The organism is Actinomadura sp. GTD37, from assembly GCF_041951365.1.
GTDB lineage: Bacteria > Actinomycetota > Actinomycetes > Streptosporangiales > Streptosporangiaceae > Spirillospora.
Window position 1 is genome coordinate 674325 of sequence record NZ_JBGNUS010000002.1, and the last position, 16607, is coordinate 690931.

A 16607-nucleotide genomic window follows, 5' to 3' on the forward strand; every position below is an offset into this window, starting at 1 on the left:
GGGACACACGTTTCGGGGTGTCCGGGAGTGCCGCGGCGTGACGCGGGCGCGACCGGGCATCGCACTGTCGTCAGGGGAGCGGAGGCCGCCATGCCGGTGCTGTCGGTCACGCCGGAGTCGTCGAAGGAGCCGGCCCCGTGAATCGCCGTGGCAATGGACTGTCCGCCGACACCTACGCCCCGCTGGTCGACCTCGCCCCGCATCTGGCCGACGCGATGCTGGCGGCGCTCGGCGAGGCCGGGGTGGCCGCCTACGCGACCTCGCCGGCCGGGCTGCCGGAACTCGCCGAGCCGGCCGCCGCCGAGCCCGTGTCCGGCGACGTCCTCGACCGGCTCTACGTGGACGTCGCCATGAAGCCCGCCGCCGAGGGCATCCTGCGCGTCCACCTCGCCCGGCTCCGCGACGCCTCCGCCCGCGGCTCCGACGACGGGCGCGGCGAGCCCGCCGGGCGCGCCGAGACGGCCGAGCGCGCGGAGACCGACCTCGCCGACCCCGCCGCAACCGGCGCCGCCCCCGGCCCCGGTCCCGGTCCCGGCAAGGATGCGACCGGCCCCGCCGAGCGTGACGAGGACGCCATCTGGGCCGAGATCGTCGCCGGTTTCGACGCCGTCCCCGAAGGCGACGCCCCCTGGCCGGACGAGGAGAACATCCGGGAGCCCGCCGAGCCCCCGAAGGAGGGCGACGACCGCACCGGCCGCCTCCCCCGCGCCCGCGTGATCGAACCGGCCGAGCCGGCGGAGTTCCCGGACGGCGACACCGAGGAGGACCACTACGTCCCCCCGCCCCCGCCGCCGCTGCCGGCCGCCGACCCGCTCACCAAGGGCGCCTGGATCGCGCTGATCGGCGGCCCCGTCTACCTGCTCATCACCGTCATCCTCGACTGGGAGGTCCCCGGCTGGGCGGCCTTCCTCGCCGTCGCCGCCTTCATCGGCGGCTTCGTCACCCTCGTCCTCCGCATGGGCGACGAACCGAGAGACCCCGACGACGGGGCTGTCGTCTAAGGGGGGTTGTCTATTGGGGGGCGACCCCCCAATCCCCCCGTCACGACGCAGGCGATCCTCACGCCGCCGTTGCGGTCTGTCCTGCCCGTGGGCCGTGGCTGAGGTCCGGTCCGAGGGGGCGAGTTGTGACTCGTCCAAGAGGGGCGGGTGTGGCTCATCCAGGTGCGTGTGGGACGTCCAGGTCCGCCATTAGGGGGCGGTGATCTGTCGCCAGGGGGTAGTCCTGGGTCGGGGCTTCTTCTGTGGGGACGCCGCAGGCCGTCGGGCGGATCTGGGGGTCGGTGAAGACGGCGTCTATGCGGCGGGTCGGGTTCCGGGACGAGAAGGTGAGTCCCTCGCCGGTGGGGGCCGTTTCGTAGGCGTCCTCGAAATGGCCGGTGAGGCGGCTCCATGCTTCGCCGCCCGGTTCTTCGTTGAAGTCGCCGGCCAGGATCACCGGGGCGTCGTAGCGGGTGCGGGCGCGGGCCAGGTGGGCGAGGATCTCGCCGGTGTGGCGGAGGCGCGGCTCCGGCTCCAGGTCCAGGTGGGTGCTCGCGGCGATGAGGCGCGCGCCGCGAACGTCGAGGACGGCGATCGCCAGGGCGCGGCGGTGCAGGCCGGGGTCGGGGGTGAGGAGGTGGAACTCGCGCGCCTCGCGGCGGACGTGCGGGGCCGTGAGGACGGCGAGCCCGCAGGCCCGCCGTCCAGCCGCGATCCTCATGCCGCACGCGTCCGCCAGGCGGCGGCGCCGCAGGCGCCAGGCCCGGAAGCGCGGGACCTCCTGCAGGCACAGGACGTCCGGGGCGACCGCGCGGACGACGCGGGCCGCCGCCGCCGCGTCGTCGCGCAGCGACCGGACGTTGTAGCTCAGCAGGCGGACGGCGGCCACGCCTAGACGATCACGTCCCGGTGGGGGCGGACGCGGGCGAGGTCGGCGGCGCCGACGATGCCCGCCGCGGAGCCCAGCTCGGCGATGCGGATGTCGGGCAGCGGGCGGTGGCCGCGTCCGGTCAGGGCGTCCTCGAACGCGGCGCGGATCGGGTCGAGCAGCAGGTCGCCGGCGTCCGACAGGCCGCCGCCGATGATGAACGCGCCCGGGTCGAGGATCGCGCTGAGGTCGGCGAGGCCCTGGCCCGCCCAGTGCGCGATGGCGCGGAAGCACTCCAGGGCCGCCTTGTCGCCCTCGCGGGCCGCCTGCGACACCTCGGGGCCGCTGATGCCCTCCGGCCGGCCGCCGCCGAGCTCCAGCAGGCGCCCCGCCATCGCGGGCGCCACCCGGGCCAGGTCGCGGGCCTCGTGCACGAGGGCGTTGCCGCTGGCGTACTGCTCCCAGCAGCCCCGGTTGCCGCAGCCGCAGCGCCGGCCGTCCGGGACGACCCGGAAGTGGCCCATCTCGGCGCCGATGCCGAACCGCCCCCGGTACAGCTCGCCGTTGATGATGATGCCGCCGCCGATGCCGGTGCCGAGGGCCACCAGGACGAGGAAGTTCTCGCCGCGCCCGGCGCCGAACCTGGCCTCGCCCCACGCGGTCGCGTTGCCGTCGTTCTCGACGACGACCGGCAGCCCGACCAGGCTCTCGACCTTCTCCTTGATCGGCTCGTCGCGCCAGGCGAGGTTCGGCGCGAACAGCACCGTCGCGCGGGCCTCGTCGACGAAGCCCGCGGTGCCGAGACCGACCGCCGACACCTCGTCGTACTTGCCCTTCAGCAGCTCGACGACCTCGGCGATGGTCTCGGCGGTCTCCTTGGGGTTCGTCGAGGGAGTCGGCCGGCGGACCTTCTCCAGGATCGTCCCCCGGTCGTCGACGACCCCGGCGGCCACCTTCGTGCCGCCCACATCCACGCCGATGGTCAGGGCCATGTAACGCTTCCTCCTCCTCGCGCGCCCCGGCCGGAGCCGTACCGCACAACCCGTTGTCGAGGGACCGCCGCGGGCGGCGGCCCATCCCTCCATCATCCCCCCGCCAGGGGCCGCGCCGCGAACCGCCCGTGCGCCGCTCAGCGCTCCACGTGGCGTTTGAGGCCCTTGAGGGCGGAGTCGATGATCCGCTTCTCGCCCTTGCGCTTCACCATGCCGATCATCGGGATGCGGACGTCCACGGCGAGCTCGTAGGTCACCTCGGTGCCGCCGCCCTCCTCGGCCAGCGCGTAGGTGCCGTGCAGGCCGGTGACGACCGTGCCCGGCTCCACCAGCTCCCACGTCACCCGGTCGTCGCCCTCCCAGGTGTAGGCGAGCCCGACGGTGTCGCTGAACGGGCCGCCGTCGAAGGTCAGCCGGCCGCGCAGCGCGCGCCCGTCCGCGCCGGTCTCCTGCACGGTGAACTCGCGGATGCCGCTCGCCCACTCCGGGTAGGCCTCCAGGTCGGCGATCACCGCCATGATCTCGGCCTTCCCGGCCTTGACCGTGATGGAAGAACTCGTGCGGTCCGCCATCTGCGTCTCCCTCCGGCAGTCCTCGGGCCCGCGCCCGGACCCGCTCTCGTAGAGAAGGTATCCGTCACACCGTCAGGACGTACGGAACGCCGCGTGCGCGGAAGTGCCCGACGTTCACGCATTCGGTGCGGCCGATCCGGATCCGGCCCGCGAGCGGCTGGTGGACGTGCCCGAACAGCGCGTACCTCGGCTGCGTCCGGCGGATCGCGTCCAGGATCGCCTCGCTGCCCCGCTCGAACCGGCGCGCCACCGTGTCGTAGAGCAGGTCGGGGACGGCGGGCGGGATGTGGGAGCACAGCACGTCCACCTCGCCGACGGCGTCGACCTTGGCGGCGAAGGTCTCCTCGTCCAGCTCGTAGGGGGTGCGGTACTCGGTGCGGAGCCCGCCGCCGACGAACCCGAACCGCAGGCCGCCGATCTCGGCGGTGTCCCCGTCCAGGACGCGGTGGCCGTCGCGCAGGTGCCGGCCCCACATGCGCGGGACGTCGACGTTGCCGTAGGTCAGGTACGCCGGGGACGGCATGGCGGCGAACAGCTCGGCGTACTGCCGGTCGACGGCGCGCTCGATGTGCGGCCACGCGTCGCCCTCCAGCGACGCCCACAGGCTCCGGGAGAAGGCGCGCGCCTCGTCGAAGCGCTTCGCGGTCCGCAGCCCGATGAAGCGGTCGGCGTTCTCCTGGCCGAACAGGTCGGCGAAGATGCCCTGCGCGTGGTCCTCGTAGTCGATGAAGAGGATCAGGTCGCCCAGGCAGACGAGGACGTCCGCGCCGTCCGCGGCGCTCGCCAGCGCGTCCGCGCGGCCATGGACGTCGCTCACCACGTGGATCCTCATGAACCGACTCTAATGGGGCACTCCGCCCGGGAAAACGGGCGGGTCGGCCGGTCAGCCGGTCGCCGCGGACACCAGGGAGCGCCACTCCCGCACGAGGACCGGGTCGACGGGGTCGTCCCAGGCGCCGTCCGGGCGGACGGCGGTGCCCACGTGGAAGGCCGTGACGCCCGCGGCGGCGAGGGCCGCGACGTGCTTGCGGCGCAGCCCGCCCCCGGCCATGATCATCGCGGCCGCGTCCGGGTCCTCGGCGGCGCGCCGGACGAGGACGTCCACGCCGGCGTCCACGCCGCGCGCGGACCCGGCCGTGAGGACGGTGTCGAGCCCGCCGCCGAGATGGCGGACCGTCCGCCACGCCTGGACGGGGTCGGCGGCGTGGTCGAGCGCGCGGTGGAACGTCCAGGGCCGGGGGGCGGCGACGGCGGCGAGCTTGCCGGTGGCGGCCGCGTCGACGTGGCCGGCGGAGTCGAGGAAGCCGAGGACGAACCCGTCCGCGCCCGCGGCGGCGAGGTCGGCGGCGGCGCGGCGCAGCCGGTCGAGTTCGGCGCCGGTCGTGCGGAACCCCGCGTTGGCCCGCAGCATCACCCGCATCGGCAGGGCGGTGGCCGTCCGGATCGCGGCGACGAGGTCGGGATCGGGCGTGAGCCCGTCGGCGGCCATGTCGGCGACGACCTCGATGCGGTCGGCGCCGCCCTCCTCGGCCGCCGCCGCGTCCTCGGCGGTCAGCGCGATCACTTCGAGCAGTGACATGGCGATCCCCCGAACCGCGTGCGTGTGCGACCGGGGTCAAGCGTAGGCGACGGGACGGCCGCCGCCGCGTGCGACCGGCGGTCTTTGCCCTGCCGTTAACCCGGCACTGTTCCTACTCATGGGTATCATTCGGGTGCGGAGAAGCCTCCGGAGACTTCCCGCCGACCTGGAAGACCGACTACAGGAGTTGGGCCGTGCGCGAGTTCAGCGTCCCCGCGATGGTGGAGGTCCCCGACTCCGCCAATCTGACCGACGCGCCCTTCACCCGGGCCGCCGAGGCGCCCGGCACGATCGTGGCGCGCCGCAAGAGCGGCTCGGGGCCGGGACAGGCGTGGAGCGCCGTCACCGCGGCCGAGTTCGCGGCCGAGGCCGCGGCCGTCGCCAAGGGCCTGGCGGCCGCCGGGATCGAGCCCGGCGACCGGGTGTGCCTGCTGTCGCGGACCCGCTACGAGTGGACCGTCCTCGACTACGCGATCTGGACGGCCGGCGCCGTCTCCGTGCCGATCTACGAGACGTCGTCCGCCGAGCAGGTCGAGTGGATCGTCGGCGACTCCGCCGCGAAGGCCGTGTTCGCCGAGACCGCCGAGCACGCGGCGCGCGTCGCCGAGGTCCGCGGGGCGCTGCCGGGCCTCGCGCACGTGTGGGAGATCGACGCGGGCGGCGTCGACGAGGTGGTGGGGCTCGGCGCGGACGTCGGCGACGACGTGATCGAGGAGCGCCGACGGTCCCGCGCCGCCGCCGACGTCGCCACGCTCGTCTACACCTCGGGCACGACCGGCCGGCCCAAGGGCTGCGAGCTCACCCACGGCAACCTCGTGTCGACGGCCCGCAACGCCGTGCAGGGCGCCATCGCCGAGATCGCCGTCGAGGGCAGCTCCACGCTGCTGTTCCTGCCGCTGGCGCACGTGTTCGCGCGGCTGATCCAGGTGGCGACGATCGAGGGCGGCATCGTCCTCGGGCACAGCGACGTCCCGAACCTGCTGCCCGACCTCGCCACCTTCCAGCCGACGTTCCTGCTCGCCGTCCCGCGCGTGTTCGAGAAGGTCTACAACGGCGCCGAGCAGAAGGCCGCGGCGGACGGCAAGGGCAAGGTGTTCAAGGCGGCGGCCGAGACCGCGATCGCCTACAGCCGGGCGCTGGACTCGGGCGGCCCCGGCCTCGGGCTGAGGCTCAAGCACAAGGTCTTCGACGTCCTCGTGTACGGCAAGCTGCGCGCCGCGGTCGGCGGCAGGGTGGAGTACGCGGTGTCCGGCGGGGCCGCGCTGGGCGAGCGGCTCGGGCACTTCTTCCGCGGCGTCGGGATCACGATCCTGGAGGGCTACGGCCTCACCGAGACGACGGCGCCCGCCAGCGTCAACCGGCCCACCGCCATCAAGATCGGCACGGTGGGCCGGCCGATCCCGGGCGTGGACGTCCGCATCGCGGGCGACGGCGAGGTCCTCGTCCGCGGCGTCAACGTCCTGCGCGGCTACTGGAACAACGAGGCCGCCACCAAGGAGGCCCTGGAGGACGGCTGGTTCCACACCGGCGACCTCGGCTCCCTCGACGAGGACGGCTACCTGCGGATCACCGGCCGCAAGAAGGAGATCCTGGTCACCGCCGCGGGCAAGAACGTCGCGCCCGCCCCGCTGGAGGACCGGCTCCGCGCGCACCCGCTGATCAGCCAGTGCCTCGTCGTCGGCGACGGCCGCAAGTTCATCAGCGCGCTCGTCACGCTGGACGAGGAGGCCCTCGGCCCGTGGAAGGAGCGGCACGGCAAGCCCGCCGCGATGGGCGTGGACGACCTGCGCCGCGACCCCGACCTCATCGCCGAGGTCGAGGCCGCGGTCGCCGACGCGAACAAGTCCGTCAGCCAGGCCGAGGCGATCAAGAAGTACGTCATCCTCGGCGTCGACTTCACCGAGGAGGCCGGGCACATGACGCCGAGCCTGAAGGTGAAGCGCAACGTCGTGATGAAGGACTTCGCCGACGAGATCGACGCCCTCTACACCCCGTAGGGCGGCCGGTCAGCGGAGGGAGGCGACGGCGTCCTCGATCGGGGTGCCGCCGTTGAGGAGGTCGAGCGTGCGGCGGCGGACGGCGGGAGCGTCGAGCAGCGCCATGATCACCGCCGCCACGTCGTCGCGGGTGACCGCGTCGTGCCCGATCGGCGGCTCCTCCAGCCGCACCAGGCCGGTGCCCGGGTCGTCGGTGAGCCGGCCCGGCCGCAGGATCAGCCAGTCGAGGGCGTCGCGGTCCCGCAGGTCGTCCTCGGCCTCGCCCTTGGCCCGCATGTAGGCGTCCCAGACCTCGTCGCGTCCCGGCGCGGATCTCTCGCCGGCTCCCATCGCGGAGATCTGCACGAAGCCGCGCACGCCCGCGCGCTCCGCCGCGTCCGCCACCAGCACGGACGCGCCGCGGTCGACGGTGTCCTTGCGCGCGGCGCCGCTGCCGGGGCCCGCGCCGGCGGCGAACACGACGGCGTCCGCGCCGGCCAGGTGGCCGGCGACCTCCGCCGCGTCCGCGGACTCCAGGTCGCACACGACCGGGGCGGCGCCGGTGTCCCGGACGTCGCCCGCGTGCGCGGGATTGCGGATGATGCTCCGTACGGTGTCCCCCCGCGCGGCCAGCAGCCGGGACAGCCGCAGCGCGATCTGCCCGTGCCCGCCCGCGATCACAATCTCCATGCCGGTGATCGTAGGACGGCGGGCCGCCGGGCGCACGGGACGCGGCCGGTGAGGTCCGTCCTCACCGGCCGCGTCCGCGGAACCCCTCCCCCGGCCGTCCGGACGGCCCGGACGCCGGGACCCCTCAGCGGCGCTTGCCGGTGGTGCGCGCCCCCTTGTTGATCGCGGTGACGGCCTGCCGCATCAGCGCGTCGTCCATCACGTTGATGAGGTCGCCGTGGTCGGTGACCGGGTCGTGCCCGGACTCCGGGAAGCTGTCCAGCGCGAACGCCAGCGGCTTGGCGGGCAGCTTGTAGGAGATCGTCATCCGCAGCTGCGGGACGGCCTTGGTGCCCTGCGGGCAGGCGCCCGTCCGCGCGTCGGGGAAGACGATGTGGTCGCGGTGGTTGGCGCTGTCGGTGTTCTGCCCGTCCCAGCAGCTCGGGAAGTTCAGCACGCGCTGGACCTGGCTGCCCTGGGGGCACAGCGGGTACTTGTCGGTGAACGCCCGGTTCGTGAAGCCGCTGCACGTCCACGACGCGTGCGCGTTCTTCAGCCCGTTCGTCACGGCCTTGGCGTCGCCGGTGGCGACCCGGATGAAGCGCGGCATCGCGGTCACCTTGCTGCGCGGGTTGCCGAGGTACTGGAGCTTCACGCTCGCCGGGGTGACGATGCCGCCGACGTTGCCGTCCGCCGTGCTCTGCTCGGCCCGGTCGGAGGTGTCCTGGCCGTCGCGCAGCCGGACCACCGGCCAGAAGTAGGCCGACTTGTCGCCGTTCGTGCAGGTCGTCCCCGCCGCGGCGAACGTCTCGTCGGTGGAGAAGGCGTTCGTGTCGAGGTTGCCGACGTAGTCGTGGATGTGGTGCGCGCCGTTCACGACGCCGGGCGCCGCGAGCACGTTGTCGGGGTTGCTGTGCGCCTGGCCCTCGTTCACGCCGCAGCTGGACGCGAACACGCCGGTGGACGCCTGCCGGCTGCGGCGCGGCTGCCGGACGCGGGGCGCCTTGCGGATGTCGACGAACTGGTCGGCGCGCAGCTCGGGGTTGGGCGGGGGCTGCTCGCCCTGGTCGCCGTTCCCCTGGTCGCCGTTTCCTTGGTCGCCGTTCTGGCCGCCGTCGCCCATCTGGCCGCCGCCCGCGCCATCGGTCGGGTCGGCGGTCGGCTCGGCGGTCGGGTCCGCAGTCGGCTCGGCGGTCGGGTCGGCGGTCGGGTCCGCGGTCGGCTCGGCGGTCGGGTCGGCGGTCGGGTCCGCGGTGGGCTCGGCGGTCGGGTCGGCCGCGGGGTCTGCGGGGGGCTGGGCGGTCGGCCGGCCGTAGCCCTGGGCGCCGCCGTTCTGCTGGCCGCCGCCCTGCAGGTTGGGGATGCCGGAACCGGGCCCGCCGCCGGCCGGCTGCTGGGGGTAGGCGGCCTGGTTCGCGGCCCGGCCCGGCTGCGGCCCGTTCGGCTGCGCCGCCGCGCCGGGGGTCTCCTGGCAGGCCGTCGCGACAAGGGCGAGCGCCGGGATCAGCACCGCGAGCGCCTTCTTCTTTCGTCCCATGGAAAAGTGCTCCCTTTGCGGGGTGGGATGTTTATGTCAGTGCAGCGCGCGCCGAGGAACCAGCCCGGTGCTCTCCAGCAGCGAGATGTGCGTGTTCACGAATTTCATTCCGCTCTCGATGAACGATCGCATCACGGTGTTCTCGGTCTGCGCGCGGGCCTTGGCGAGAAGCTGGAAGACCTGCCCGTGCGCGGCGCGGAGCCGCAGCACGAAGGTCTTGTCGTAATCGGCGCCGAACTTGCCCGACATCTCTCTCAGCCAGCTCTTCTGCGACCCGTTGGGCTCAACGGGGAGGAGGACGCCCAACTGCTCCGCGACAGCGCGGGTGGCGGCGTCCAGCTGCATGTGCTGAGCCGAGATGATCCCGGCGACCTCCCGCACCCTGGGCGCCGCGGCGCGCTGCTGGGCCTGCTGGCCCGCGGGCATCTCCCACAGGTTGGCCTGCCGGACCTTGACGAGCACCGTCCTGTCCTGGGCGCTCAGCGGTCCCCACTTGGTGCGCACGGTGCCGCCGAGGCCGGCCGCGCCGCTGGCGGGGACGCCGACGGGATTCATGACGACCACGAACGCGGCCGCCCCGGCGGCGAGGACCGCCAGAATCAGGAGCAGCCGCCCTCTGCCTCGGCGCGGGAGTCCCCGCATTTCGGCTATTCCGTATGCCTTCCCCATGATCACCTTCCTCCTCTCGGAATCTCTTCGACGGATACGGCGCGGGTCCGGCTGTGAATACGCACCGCATCGGCGCCAGGTTCAACGGTGTCCACAATTCACCGGCGCGACGGCTCGCCCGGCAGGCCGCCGACGACGCGCAGCGCCAATGCGGGGCACATCGCGACGGCCTTCTGCACGTCCCTCTCCATCCATGCGGGGATTTCGGTGCCGAGCACCACGGGAAAGCCGTACCGGTCGAGCTGGATCAGCTCGGGGACGAGGTAGGCGCACAGGCCGTGCCCGTCGCACCGGCTCCAGTCGATCGCCACCCGCCCCTCCGAGCCGTCCGGCACCGGCAGCGGCAGCACGCCGTAGGTCGACAGGCCGCAGCCGGCGCCCCACCGGTGCGCGTCGATGTCGGCGCCGAACGCCTCCACCGCCGACAGCACGAACCTGGCCGTCCCGTCCGGATGGGTGCAGGCGCCGCGGCCCCGGCCCACGCCGGCGGCGCGGCGGACGTCCTCCACCGTCCCGGCGCCCTCGGTGAGCGCGTTCAGCGACCGGACGACATCGGGCAGCCCGAGCCGGCACGGCCCGCACTGCCCGGCCGACTGCGCCGCGAGGTAGGAGGCGATCCGGGTGACCTCGCCGAGCGGGCAGGTGCCCTGGGTGAGCGGCAGGACGATGCCGGCGCCGACCGTCCCGCCGACGCGCCGCATCCCGGCGCGCGACAGCACGGCCCGCGACACCCCGGCGGGGCCGAGCCACATGCCGTGGTAGCCGCCGACGAGGACGCCCGGCGAGGGCGGCACGTCGCAGTGGTCGAGGACGGCCTGCAGCGGCGTGCCGTAGGGCGCCTCCACGACCTGGGTGCCGCCGACCGTGAGCAGCGTGGTGCCGGGCTCCTCGTCCGTCCCGGCCGAGGCGTACAGGTCGGGGCCGAGCGAGACCAGCACCGCGAGTTGCGCGAACGTCTCGGTGTTGGACAGCAGCGTCGGGTAGCCGTCCACCCCCGAGTCGGACGCGCGGACCTTCACCCCCGGCGGGATCGGCGTCTCCCCGTTGATCGCGCGGACCACCGCGCCGCTCTCCCCGGAGATGAACCGCTCGGTCAGCCGGACGACGCGGGCCGGCATCCGCCGCTCGCTGATCGCGGCGCGGACGGAGCGGGCGGCCTCGTCGTCCTCGACGGCCACCACGATCCGCTGCGTGCCGAGCGCGGCCGCGGCGATCTGGGCGCCGTCGAGGACGAGGTGCGGGGCCCGGCAGAGCAGCACCTTGTCCTTGGCGCTGCCGGGCTCGCCCTCGGCGGCGTTCACCACCACGACGGCGTTCTCGCTGGGGCCGCGCCCGTCGGCGCGCTCGCCGGGCAGCAGCTCGGTCTGCTCGGCGGTGGGGTGCTTGATCCGCGCCGCGACCGCCATCAGCTTGCGGGCGAAGGGGAAGCCCGCCCCGCCGCGTCCGCGCATGTCGACCTGCTCGGCCATGCGGACCAGATCGTCCAGGCCCGGCGCGCGGAGCTTGCCGTGCACCGCCAGATGGCGGTCGATGTCCAGGCGGTCGAACCGGTCGAACCCGAGCGTCAGCCGCGGGCCGCCGATGCCCGAGACGGTGACGGTCGAGCTCATCGCAGGACCTCGGTGTCACGGCCCTGCCCGGTGACCGGCATGCCGCGCGGGTCGGAGACGGTGCGGCGCGGGTCGTCGTCGTAGCCCCGCCCGTCGAGGTCGCGCCCGTCGTAGCCGAGCCCGTCGTGGCCGCCCCCGTCGTGGCCGCGGCCGTCGAGGTCGCGGGCGGCCGCGGCGGCGCGGCCCTCCGCGTGCTCGCGCGCCGCCATCTCGCGCCGGTAGCGGGCGCGCCCGGCGCCGTCCGGCAGCGCGAAGGCGTCGACCTCGTCCCCGGCGCGGTGCACCTCCCGCGGCTTGATCACCACGACCATGCGGGTGACGAGGGCGAGCACGACGAGCACCACGCTCATCACGTAGCTGAGCACCACCCAGTTCGCGGCGGCCCGGCCGGTGATGAGGCCGTGCACGATCGCCATCGGCCAGGCGACGTAGGCGAGCACGTGCGCCGACCGCCACATCCAGGTCTTGCCCCGGACGGCGAACCGCGCCCGCACCATCCCGGTGACCATGACCAGGATCATCAGCTCGGCCGCCATCGTGCCGAGCCCCACCGCGCCGCCGTCCGGGACGACGATCTGGACCGGCAGCGCGATCCCGTTCATCACCTTCACCGAGACGTGCGCGACCAGCATCGCCGTCGCCACCACGGCGGCGGCGCGGTGCACCGCCTGCGCGAGCACCCGGTGCCGGATCTTCAGGATCAGCCGCTCGGTGGCGAGCAGCCCGCACATCACCGCGGTGGTGTAGGACACGAGGGCGAAGACGCCGGCGTAGAAGTTGAGGAAGTACTGCACGTTCGCGACCGCGACCGCTCCCGGCGGGGTCGCCGCGCCGACGAGCACCAGCACAGCGCCGGCGAGCACGACGCGCAGCACCCAGGTGGGCACCGCGGGATCATCACTGCTGCGAGTTCGCACCGTTCGGACTCCTCTTCCTAGGTGTCGGCCGGCGCCGGAGCGGCGGCCGTTCCTGCGCCGCCCGCCGGCGACGGACCGGGGGACGGGGACGACGGCGGAGGGTCGTCCGCCGCGGGGACCGGGCCGAGATTGGCCATCAGCCCCCCGGGAAGCACCTGCAGCGCGCCGCGCTCGGCGAACCCGAGGAGCGGCTTGGCCCGCTCGCGGAACGTCCAGCCGCCGATCTCCGCGCCGTCCAGCGGGACCGCCCCGCCGCCGCCGCGCAGCGCGAACCCGACCTCCGCGCGGGGCGCCTCGGCGCCGCCGCAGGGCCGGCCGGTGCCGGTGCCGCCGAGCACGTCGCCCTGCTCGACGACGCTGCCGTCGCGCAGCTCGGTCGCGTTCCGCAGCCCGTAGTAGGTGGTCGCGAGGCCGCTCGGGTGGATCAGCATCACCAGCGCGTTGCCGGACGCGTTGCCGCAGAACCGGTAGAGGCGGCCGTCGCCGGCGGCCACGACGCGGCCGTCGCCGCCGGAGAACGCGAGCGAGCCGAGCGGGCGCGGGGACGTGGAGCCGTCGGAGGTCGTCATCGCCCAGACCTGGCCGATCCGCCACGGCAGCATCAGCCGGTCGCCGGCCCGCGTCCCGTTGACGAGCGCGGCGGCCTGCGCGGCGCTCACCGACCCGTACCTGCTCAGCAGCCGCACCTCCGACGCCGACATGAGGGCCGGGGGCGCGTCGCCGAGCAGGGCGGCGAACGCCCGCCCGCCGGACAGCCCGACCTGCCACCGCTCGCCGGTCCAGTGGGCGGCGTAGAACGCGACCTCCGGGTTGGCGGTGCTCGTGGCGGGGACGGGGATCGCGCTCGTGCCGAACACCCACGCGCGGTCGGCGCTCGTCCGGGTGGCGCCCACGATCGGCTCCTGCGCCGGCGCGGCGCCGTAGGCCTGCCGGGCGGCGGCGCCGCGCTCGTCGATAGTCAGCTTGCGCACCTGCGCGGCGAGCACGCGCAGGCTCGGCCCGTCCTTCTCCGCGCCCGCGCCGCCGCCGGCCGCGGGCGCCTGCGAGGGCCGCCGCGGCTGCGCGGGCGTGCCCGCCCCCGGGTCCGGCGGCTGGATCGCGCGCTGCGAGCCGACGGGGCCGCCCGTGCCGCCGAGGGGGCCGCCGTCCAGCAGCGCCCGCTCGGCGATGCCGAGCAGGGACAGGCCGACGGCGGTGGACAGCACGATCGCGCCGATGCTCAGCCGGTCGGCCGGCCGCTTGCCGCGGCGCGGCCTCGCCTTCGGCCCGGGACGCTGCGGCGCCTGCCGCCGCGACGCCGCGCGGGCGGGCTGCCGGTGCTCCGCGCGCCGCTCGGCGCGCGGCTCGGGACGGCGCGGGCGCCTGCCCCGCGGCGCGAACTCGCGGGACCTGTCCCGTCCCTCCGTCCGGGCGTCGAACTGCTCCGCGGGGGCGTCGAAGGGCGCGGTGCGAGCGCCGGACCGCGCCGTGCGCGCGTCCCCGGACCGCGGCGCACGCGCGTCGCCCCGTCTCGGGCGGGCGTCCCGCCTCGGACGGGCGTCCGATCGCGGGGCGCGGGGCTCGGACCCGGTCGTGGGGACGTCGGTCCGGGTCGCGCGCGAGTCGGACTGCGGGGGGCGGGCGCCGGACGGCGCGGCGCCGCCGCGTCCGCCGGACCGCGCGGACCCCGCGCCGGGCTGCTCCGCCCGGGAGCCGGACCCGCCGCCCCGCGAGCCGGTCTCCCGGTTCCGGGCCTCGAAGGGGTCGTCGCGGCCGGAACCCCCGTTGCGCACGCCGAAGGGGTCGGTGCGCCCGCCGCGCCGCCGGGGAGGCGGTTCCGGCCGCTCCGGCCGGTCCTCCCGCTCCCGCCGCGCGCGGGACTTGCCCTCGTGCCGCTTCATCTCCCGCCGGCTGGGCGCGCGCCGGGACGGCTTGCGCCCCCGCTCGGACCAGTCCGGCTGCTCCGACCACCAGGACCCTTCGGGCCACTGGGGCTCCTCGGACCAGCGGGCCTGTCCGGACGCCGGTCTCGATGAGGGGCGCGCGGGCGTTTCCGCCCACGATGAAACATGCGTAGTGCTCCGGGACGCATGCCCGTTATCGCGTCGCGCCATGCCCTCTCCTGTGGAGGAGACGGAGGGCTCGGCGAACGCCGGTGGCTCCGCGCCGCCGGGCTCGTCGCCCGGCGGCGGTTCCGCTGAGACATTACGGGAGCGCGGCGCGGGAGCCCGCTCGCTCCCACCGCGTTCCCCGGACGGGTTCTCGCCGAACCCGCCCGATCACTCCGGGAGCATACGCCCCAAGAGCGGTTCTGACGCGAAATGGCGTCAAAAAACCGTCCAGGCCCTATCCCGCGGCCATTCCAGTCTCCGGACGAGTACGTACGAACGACGCATCAGGTTCATTTCTTCAGGAACGTCGCGGCGAGCGGAGCCGCCACCTTCGGGCCCGACCCGCCGGCCTCGACGAAGACCGCGAACGCGACGTCGTCCCGGTACCCGATGAACCAGGCGTGCGCCCCGCCCGCGAACTCGGCCGTGCCGGTCTTGCCCGCCGTCCCGCCCGGCAGGCCCGCCCCCGCCGCCGTGCCTTCGGTGACCACGGCCCGCATCATCGTCCGCAGCGCGGCCGCACCGGGCACCGCGCGCGGGCCGGGCGCCGCTCCCCCGCCCTCGCGGATCAGCTTCGGCGGCAGCAGCCGGGGCGGGCGCCACGCGCCGTCCGCCGCCGCCGCGGCGACCGACGCCATCAGCAGCGGGCTCGCCTGGACGCGGCCCTGCCCGATCGCGGCCTCGGCCAGTTCCGCGCCGCTCCGCGGGTCGGGGAAGCCGCCGCGGGCCGCCTCCACGCCCGGCGTGATCGGGGCGCCGAACCCGAAGCGGCGCGCGCTCGCCGCCAGCTTCGCCGCGCCGAGCCGCTCCACGCCGAGCCGCGCGAAGGTGGTGTTGCAGGACGCGGCGAACGCGCCGCGCAGCGTCGTCCGGCCGAGCGCGTGCTCCTCGTCGTTGCGGATCGTGCGCTGCGCGGTGACCACCGAGGCCGGGCAGTCGGCGCCGGTCCCCGCGCCCGCGCCGTCCGCGACCAGCCCGCCGGCCGTCACCACCTTGAACGTCGAGCCGGGCGGGTAGAGCCCGGCGAACGCGCCGAGGCCGCCCAGCCCGTCCGCCACCGCGAGGACCTCCCCGGTGGACGGCCGGACGGCGACGATCGCGGCCTGCCGGGACGCCGACGCGAGCGCCTTCTCCGCCGCCGCCTGCAGCCGCCGGTCGAGCGTCGTCCGGATCTTCCGGCCCTCCTCGGCGTCGAGCAGCTTCACCCGCTGCGGCGGGCCGCCGTCGTCGCGCATCTGGATCGTCCACACGGCCTGGTCGGCGTCCATGTCGAGCCACTCGACGATCCCGGCGAGGTAGGGCGCGAGCGGACCGTCGCCCGGCAGCGCCCTCCCGTCCCGCGCCACCAGCGTCACCGCCGGGACGCGGACCTGCCGCAGCGTCCACTCCCCCGAGCCCTTCAGCCCCGGGTACAGCGTCGCGGGCGTCCACCGCACCCGCCACCGCCCGCCGGCCCGGCCCAGCCGCAGCACCGACCGGAACGACCACGTGCCGTGATCGGCCAGCATGCGGCGGACGGTGAAGTCGGCGTGCGCCTCGCCCGCCCCCGACCGGACGACGGCGCGCGGCTCCAGCGTGATCCCGATGACCGTCAGCCCGCGCGACAGCGCCCGGTGCTGCCCCGCGAAGTCGGCGGGCGGGTCGGCGACGAACTCGCGCATCGCGTCGAGGTCGCCCTTCCGCCAGGCCGCGAAGTAGCCGGCCGCGACCTCCTCCGGGCTCGTGTCCCGCTCGCGCCGCAGCGCCCAGCCGGCGGTCAGCCCCGCCGCCAGCACGACCACCAGGACCCCGGCCAGCACCACGACACCGCGAGACCGCACGCCGCCTCCTCCGCCCACCCGCCCGCAAGGAGATTGATCATCCCAGTGTCCGGTTGCGTGGTACATGCGGAGGACGGCCGTCATCGTGGCCGAAACCGGAAGCCGGCTTAGCGACGAATGATCCGCCCCTTAAGCGCGCTTTAACGGCGCCGCCGCCGGGCGCGGGCGGCCCTACCTTCGGAAATGCCAGCGACCGCGGACGGCAGCGGCAGGGAGGAGGCCCCAATGAAACGATCACCGCGACACGGGATCGGCCCGGGGGCCGCCCCCCTTCCCGCGCGTCCGGGGCCGGGCGCCGCCGCGGGGGTCGAGCCGCGCGGCGCCGCAA

At 75.2% G+C, this 16607-nt stretch carries 14 protein-coding genes; 2 read left to right on the forward strand and 12 right to left on the reverse strand.

Annotation, left to right across the window (positions count from 1 at the left end; translation table 11 throughout):
* Nucleotides 1–137 precede the first annotated feature (137 nt).
* Complete coding sequence (locus tag ACA511_RS17245; RefSeq protein WP_375025345.1) at nt 138–1001, forward strand: hypothetical protein; 864 nt, start codon at nt 138–140, stop codon at nt 999–1001.
* A gap of 154 nt (nt 1002–1155) precedes the next feature.
* Here ACA511_RS17245 and ACA511_RS17250 read toward each other — a convergent pair whose 3' ends face one another.
* The 5 genes from ACA511_RS17250 to ACA511_RS17270 all read right to left on the reverse strand — a co-directional run bounded on the left by ACA511_RS17250 (nt 1156) and on the right by ACA511_RS17270 (nt 4991).
* Entirely contained in the window at nt 1156–1869 is a 714-nt protein-coding gene (locus ACA511_RS17250) for an endonuclease/exonuclease/phosphatase family protein (protein WP_375025346.1), read from the reverse strand.
* 2 nt (nt 1870–1871) lie between these two features.
* On the reverse strand, nt 1872–2840 hold the full coding sequence (locus ACA511_RS17255) for an ROK family glucokinase (protein ID WP_375025347.1): 969 nt from the start codon (nt 2838–2840) through the stop codon (nt 1872–1874).
* A gap of 137 nt (nt 2841–2977) precedes the next feature.
* Nucleotides 2978–3412, reverse strand: coding sequence for an SRPBCC family protein (locus ACA511_RS17260; RefSeq protein WP_375025348.1), 435 nt, complete (start codon nt 3410–3412; stop codon nt 2978–2980).
* Nucleotides 3413–3476: 64 nt separating this feature from the next.
* Nucleotides 3477–4244 (reverse strand): metallophosphoesterase, encoded by a 768-nt coding sequence (locus tag ACA511_RS17265; RefSeq protein ID WP_375025349.1) that lies wholly within the window; start codon nt 4242–4244, stop codon nt 3477–3479.
* A 51-nt stretch (nt 4245–4295) separates the two neighbouring features.
* Nucleotides 4296–4991: a copper homeostasis protein CutC gene (locus tag ACA511_RS17270; protein WP_375025350.1), complete on the reverse strand. Its 696-nt coding sequence runs from the start codon at nt 4989–4991 to the stop codon at nt 4296–4298.
* A gap of 194 nt (nt 4992–5185) precedes the next feature.
* On the opposite strand from ACA511_RS17270, the gene ACA511_RS17275 reads away from it, so the two are divergent.
* Nucleotides 5186–6988: an AMP-dependent synthetase/ligase gene (locus ACA511_RS17275; protein ID WP_375025351.1), complete on the forward strand. Its 1803-nt coding sequence runs from the start codon at nt 5186–5188 to the stop codon at nt 6986–6988.
* Nucleotides 6989–6997: 9 nt separating this feature from the next.
* On the opposite strand, the gene ACA511_RS17280 is transcribed toward ACA511_RS17275, so the two are convergent.
* From ACA511_RS17280 to ACA511_RS17310, 7 genes are all read right to left on the reverse strand, one after another.
* A complete protein-coding gene (locus ACA511_RS17280; RefSeq protein WP_375025352.1) occupies nt 6998–7657 on the reverse strand; it encodes an NAD(P)H-binding protein in 660 nt (219 codons plus the stop codon).
* A 124-nt stretch (nt 7658–7781) separates the two neighbouring features.
* The gene (locus tag ACA511_RS17285) at nt 7782–9173 is read right to left on the reverse strand and encodes a DUF1996 domain-containing protein (RefSeq protein WP_375025353.1); all 1392 of its coding nucleotides are present in this window, start codon (nt 9171–9173) and stop codon (nt 7782–7784) included.
* 36 nt (nt 9174–9209) lie between these two features.
* A complete protein-coding gene (locus tag ACA511_RS17290) occupies nt 9210–9815 on the reverse strand; it encodes a DUF4142 domain-containing protein (RefSeq protein ID WP_375025354.1) in 606 nt (201 codons plus the stop codon).
* 125 nt (nt 9816–9940) lie between these two features.
* Entirely contained in the window at nt 9941–11452 is a 1512-nt protein-coding gene (locus ACA511_RS17295; RefSeq protein ID WP_375025355.1) for a ferredoxin, read from the reverse strand.
* Nucleotides 11449–12339 (reverse strand): hypothetical protein, encoded by an 891-nt coding sequence (locus ACA511_RS17300; protein WP_375025356.1) that lies wholly within the window; start codon nt 12337–12339, stop codon nt 11449–11451. The genes ACA511_RS17295 and ACA511_RS17300 overlap by 4 nt, the downstream gene beginning before the upstream one ends.
* Before the next feature lie 47 nt (nt 12340–12386).
* Nucleotides 12387–14249, reverse strand: coding sequence for a M23 family metallopeptidase (locus ACA511_RS17305; protein ID WP_375025357.1), 1863 nt, complete (start codon nt 14247–14249; stop codon nt 12387–12389).
* Between the two features lie 500 nt (nt 14250–14749).
* Nucleotides 14750–16279, reverse strand: a complete 1530-nt coding sequence (locus ACA511_RS17310) for a penicillin-binding transpeptidase domain-containing protein (RefSeq protein ID WP_375025358.1) — start codon at nt 16277–16279, stop codon at nt 14750–14752.
* Nucleotides 16280–16607: the final 328 nt, after the last annotated feature.

Coding starts and splice junctions, on each gene's coding strand:
- ACA511_RS17305 (WP_375025357.1), bottom strand. CDS start 14,249: ATGAAGCGGCACGAGGGCAAGTCCCGCGCGCGGCGGGAGCGGGAGGAC.
- ACA511_RS17270 (WP_375025350.1), bottom strand. CDS start 4,991: ATGTCACTGCTCGAAGTGATCGCGCTGACCGCCGAGGACGCGGCGGCG.
- ACA511_RS17260 (WP_375025348.1), bottom strand. CDS start 3,412: ATGGCGGACCGCACGAGTTCTTCCATCACGGTCAAGGCCGGGAAGGCC.
- ACA511_RS17280 (WP_375025352.1), bottom strand. CDS start 7,657: ATGGAGATTGTGATCGCGGGCGGGCACGGGCAGATCGCGCTGCGGCTG.
- ACA511_RS17295 (WP_375025355.1), bottom strand. CDS start 11,452: ATGAGCTCGACCGTCACCGTCTCGGGCATCGGCGGCCCGCGGCTGACG.
- ACA511_RS17265 (WP_375025349.1), bottom strand. CDS start 4,244: ATGAGGATCCACGTGGTGAGCGACGTCCATGGCCGCGCGGACGCGCTG.
- ACA511_RS17290 (WP_375025354.1), bottom strand. CDS start 9,815: ATGCGGGGACTCCCGCGCCGAGGCAGAGGGCGGCTGCTCCTGATTCTG.
- ACA511_RS17285 (WP_375025353.1), bottom strand. CDS start 9,173: ATGGGACGAAAGAAGAAGGCGCTCGCGGTGCTGATCCCGGCGCTCGCC.
- ACA511_RS17255 (WP_375025347.1), bottom strand. CDS start 2,840: ATGGCCCTGACCATCGGCGTGGATGTGGGCGGCACGAAGGTGGCCGCC.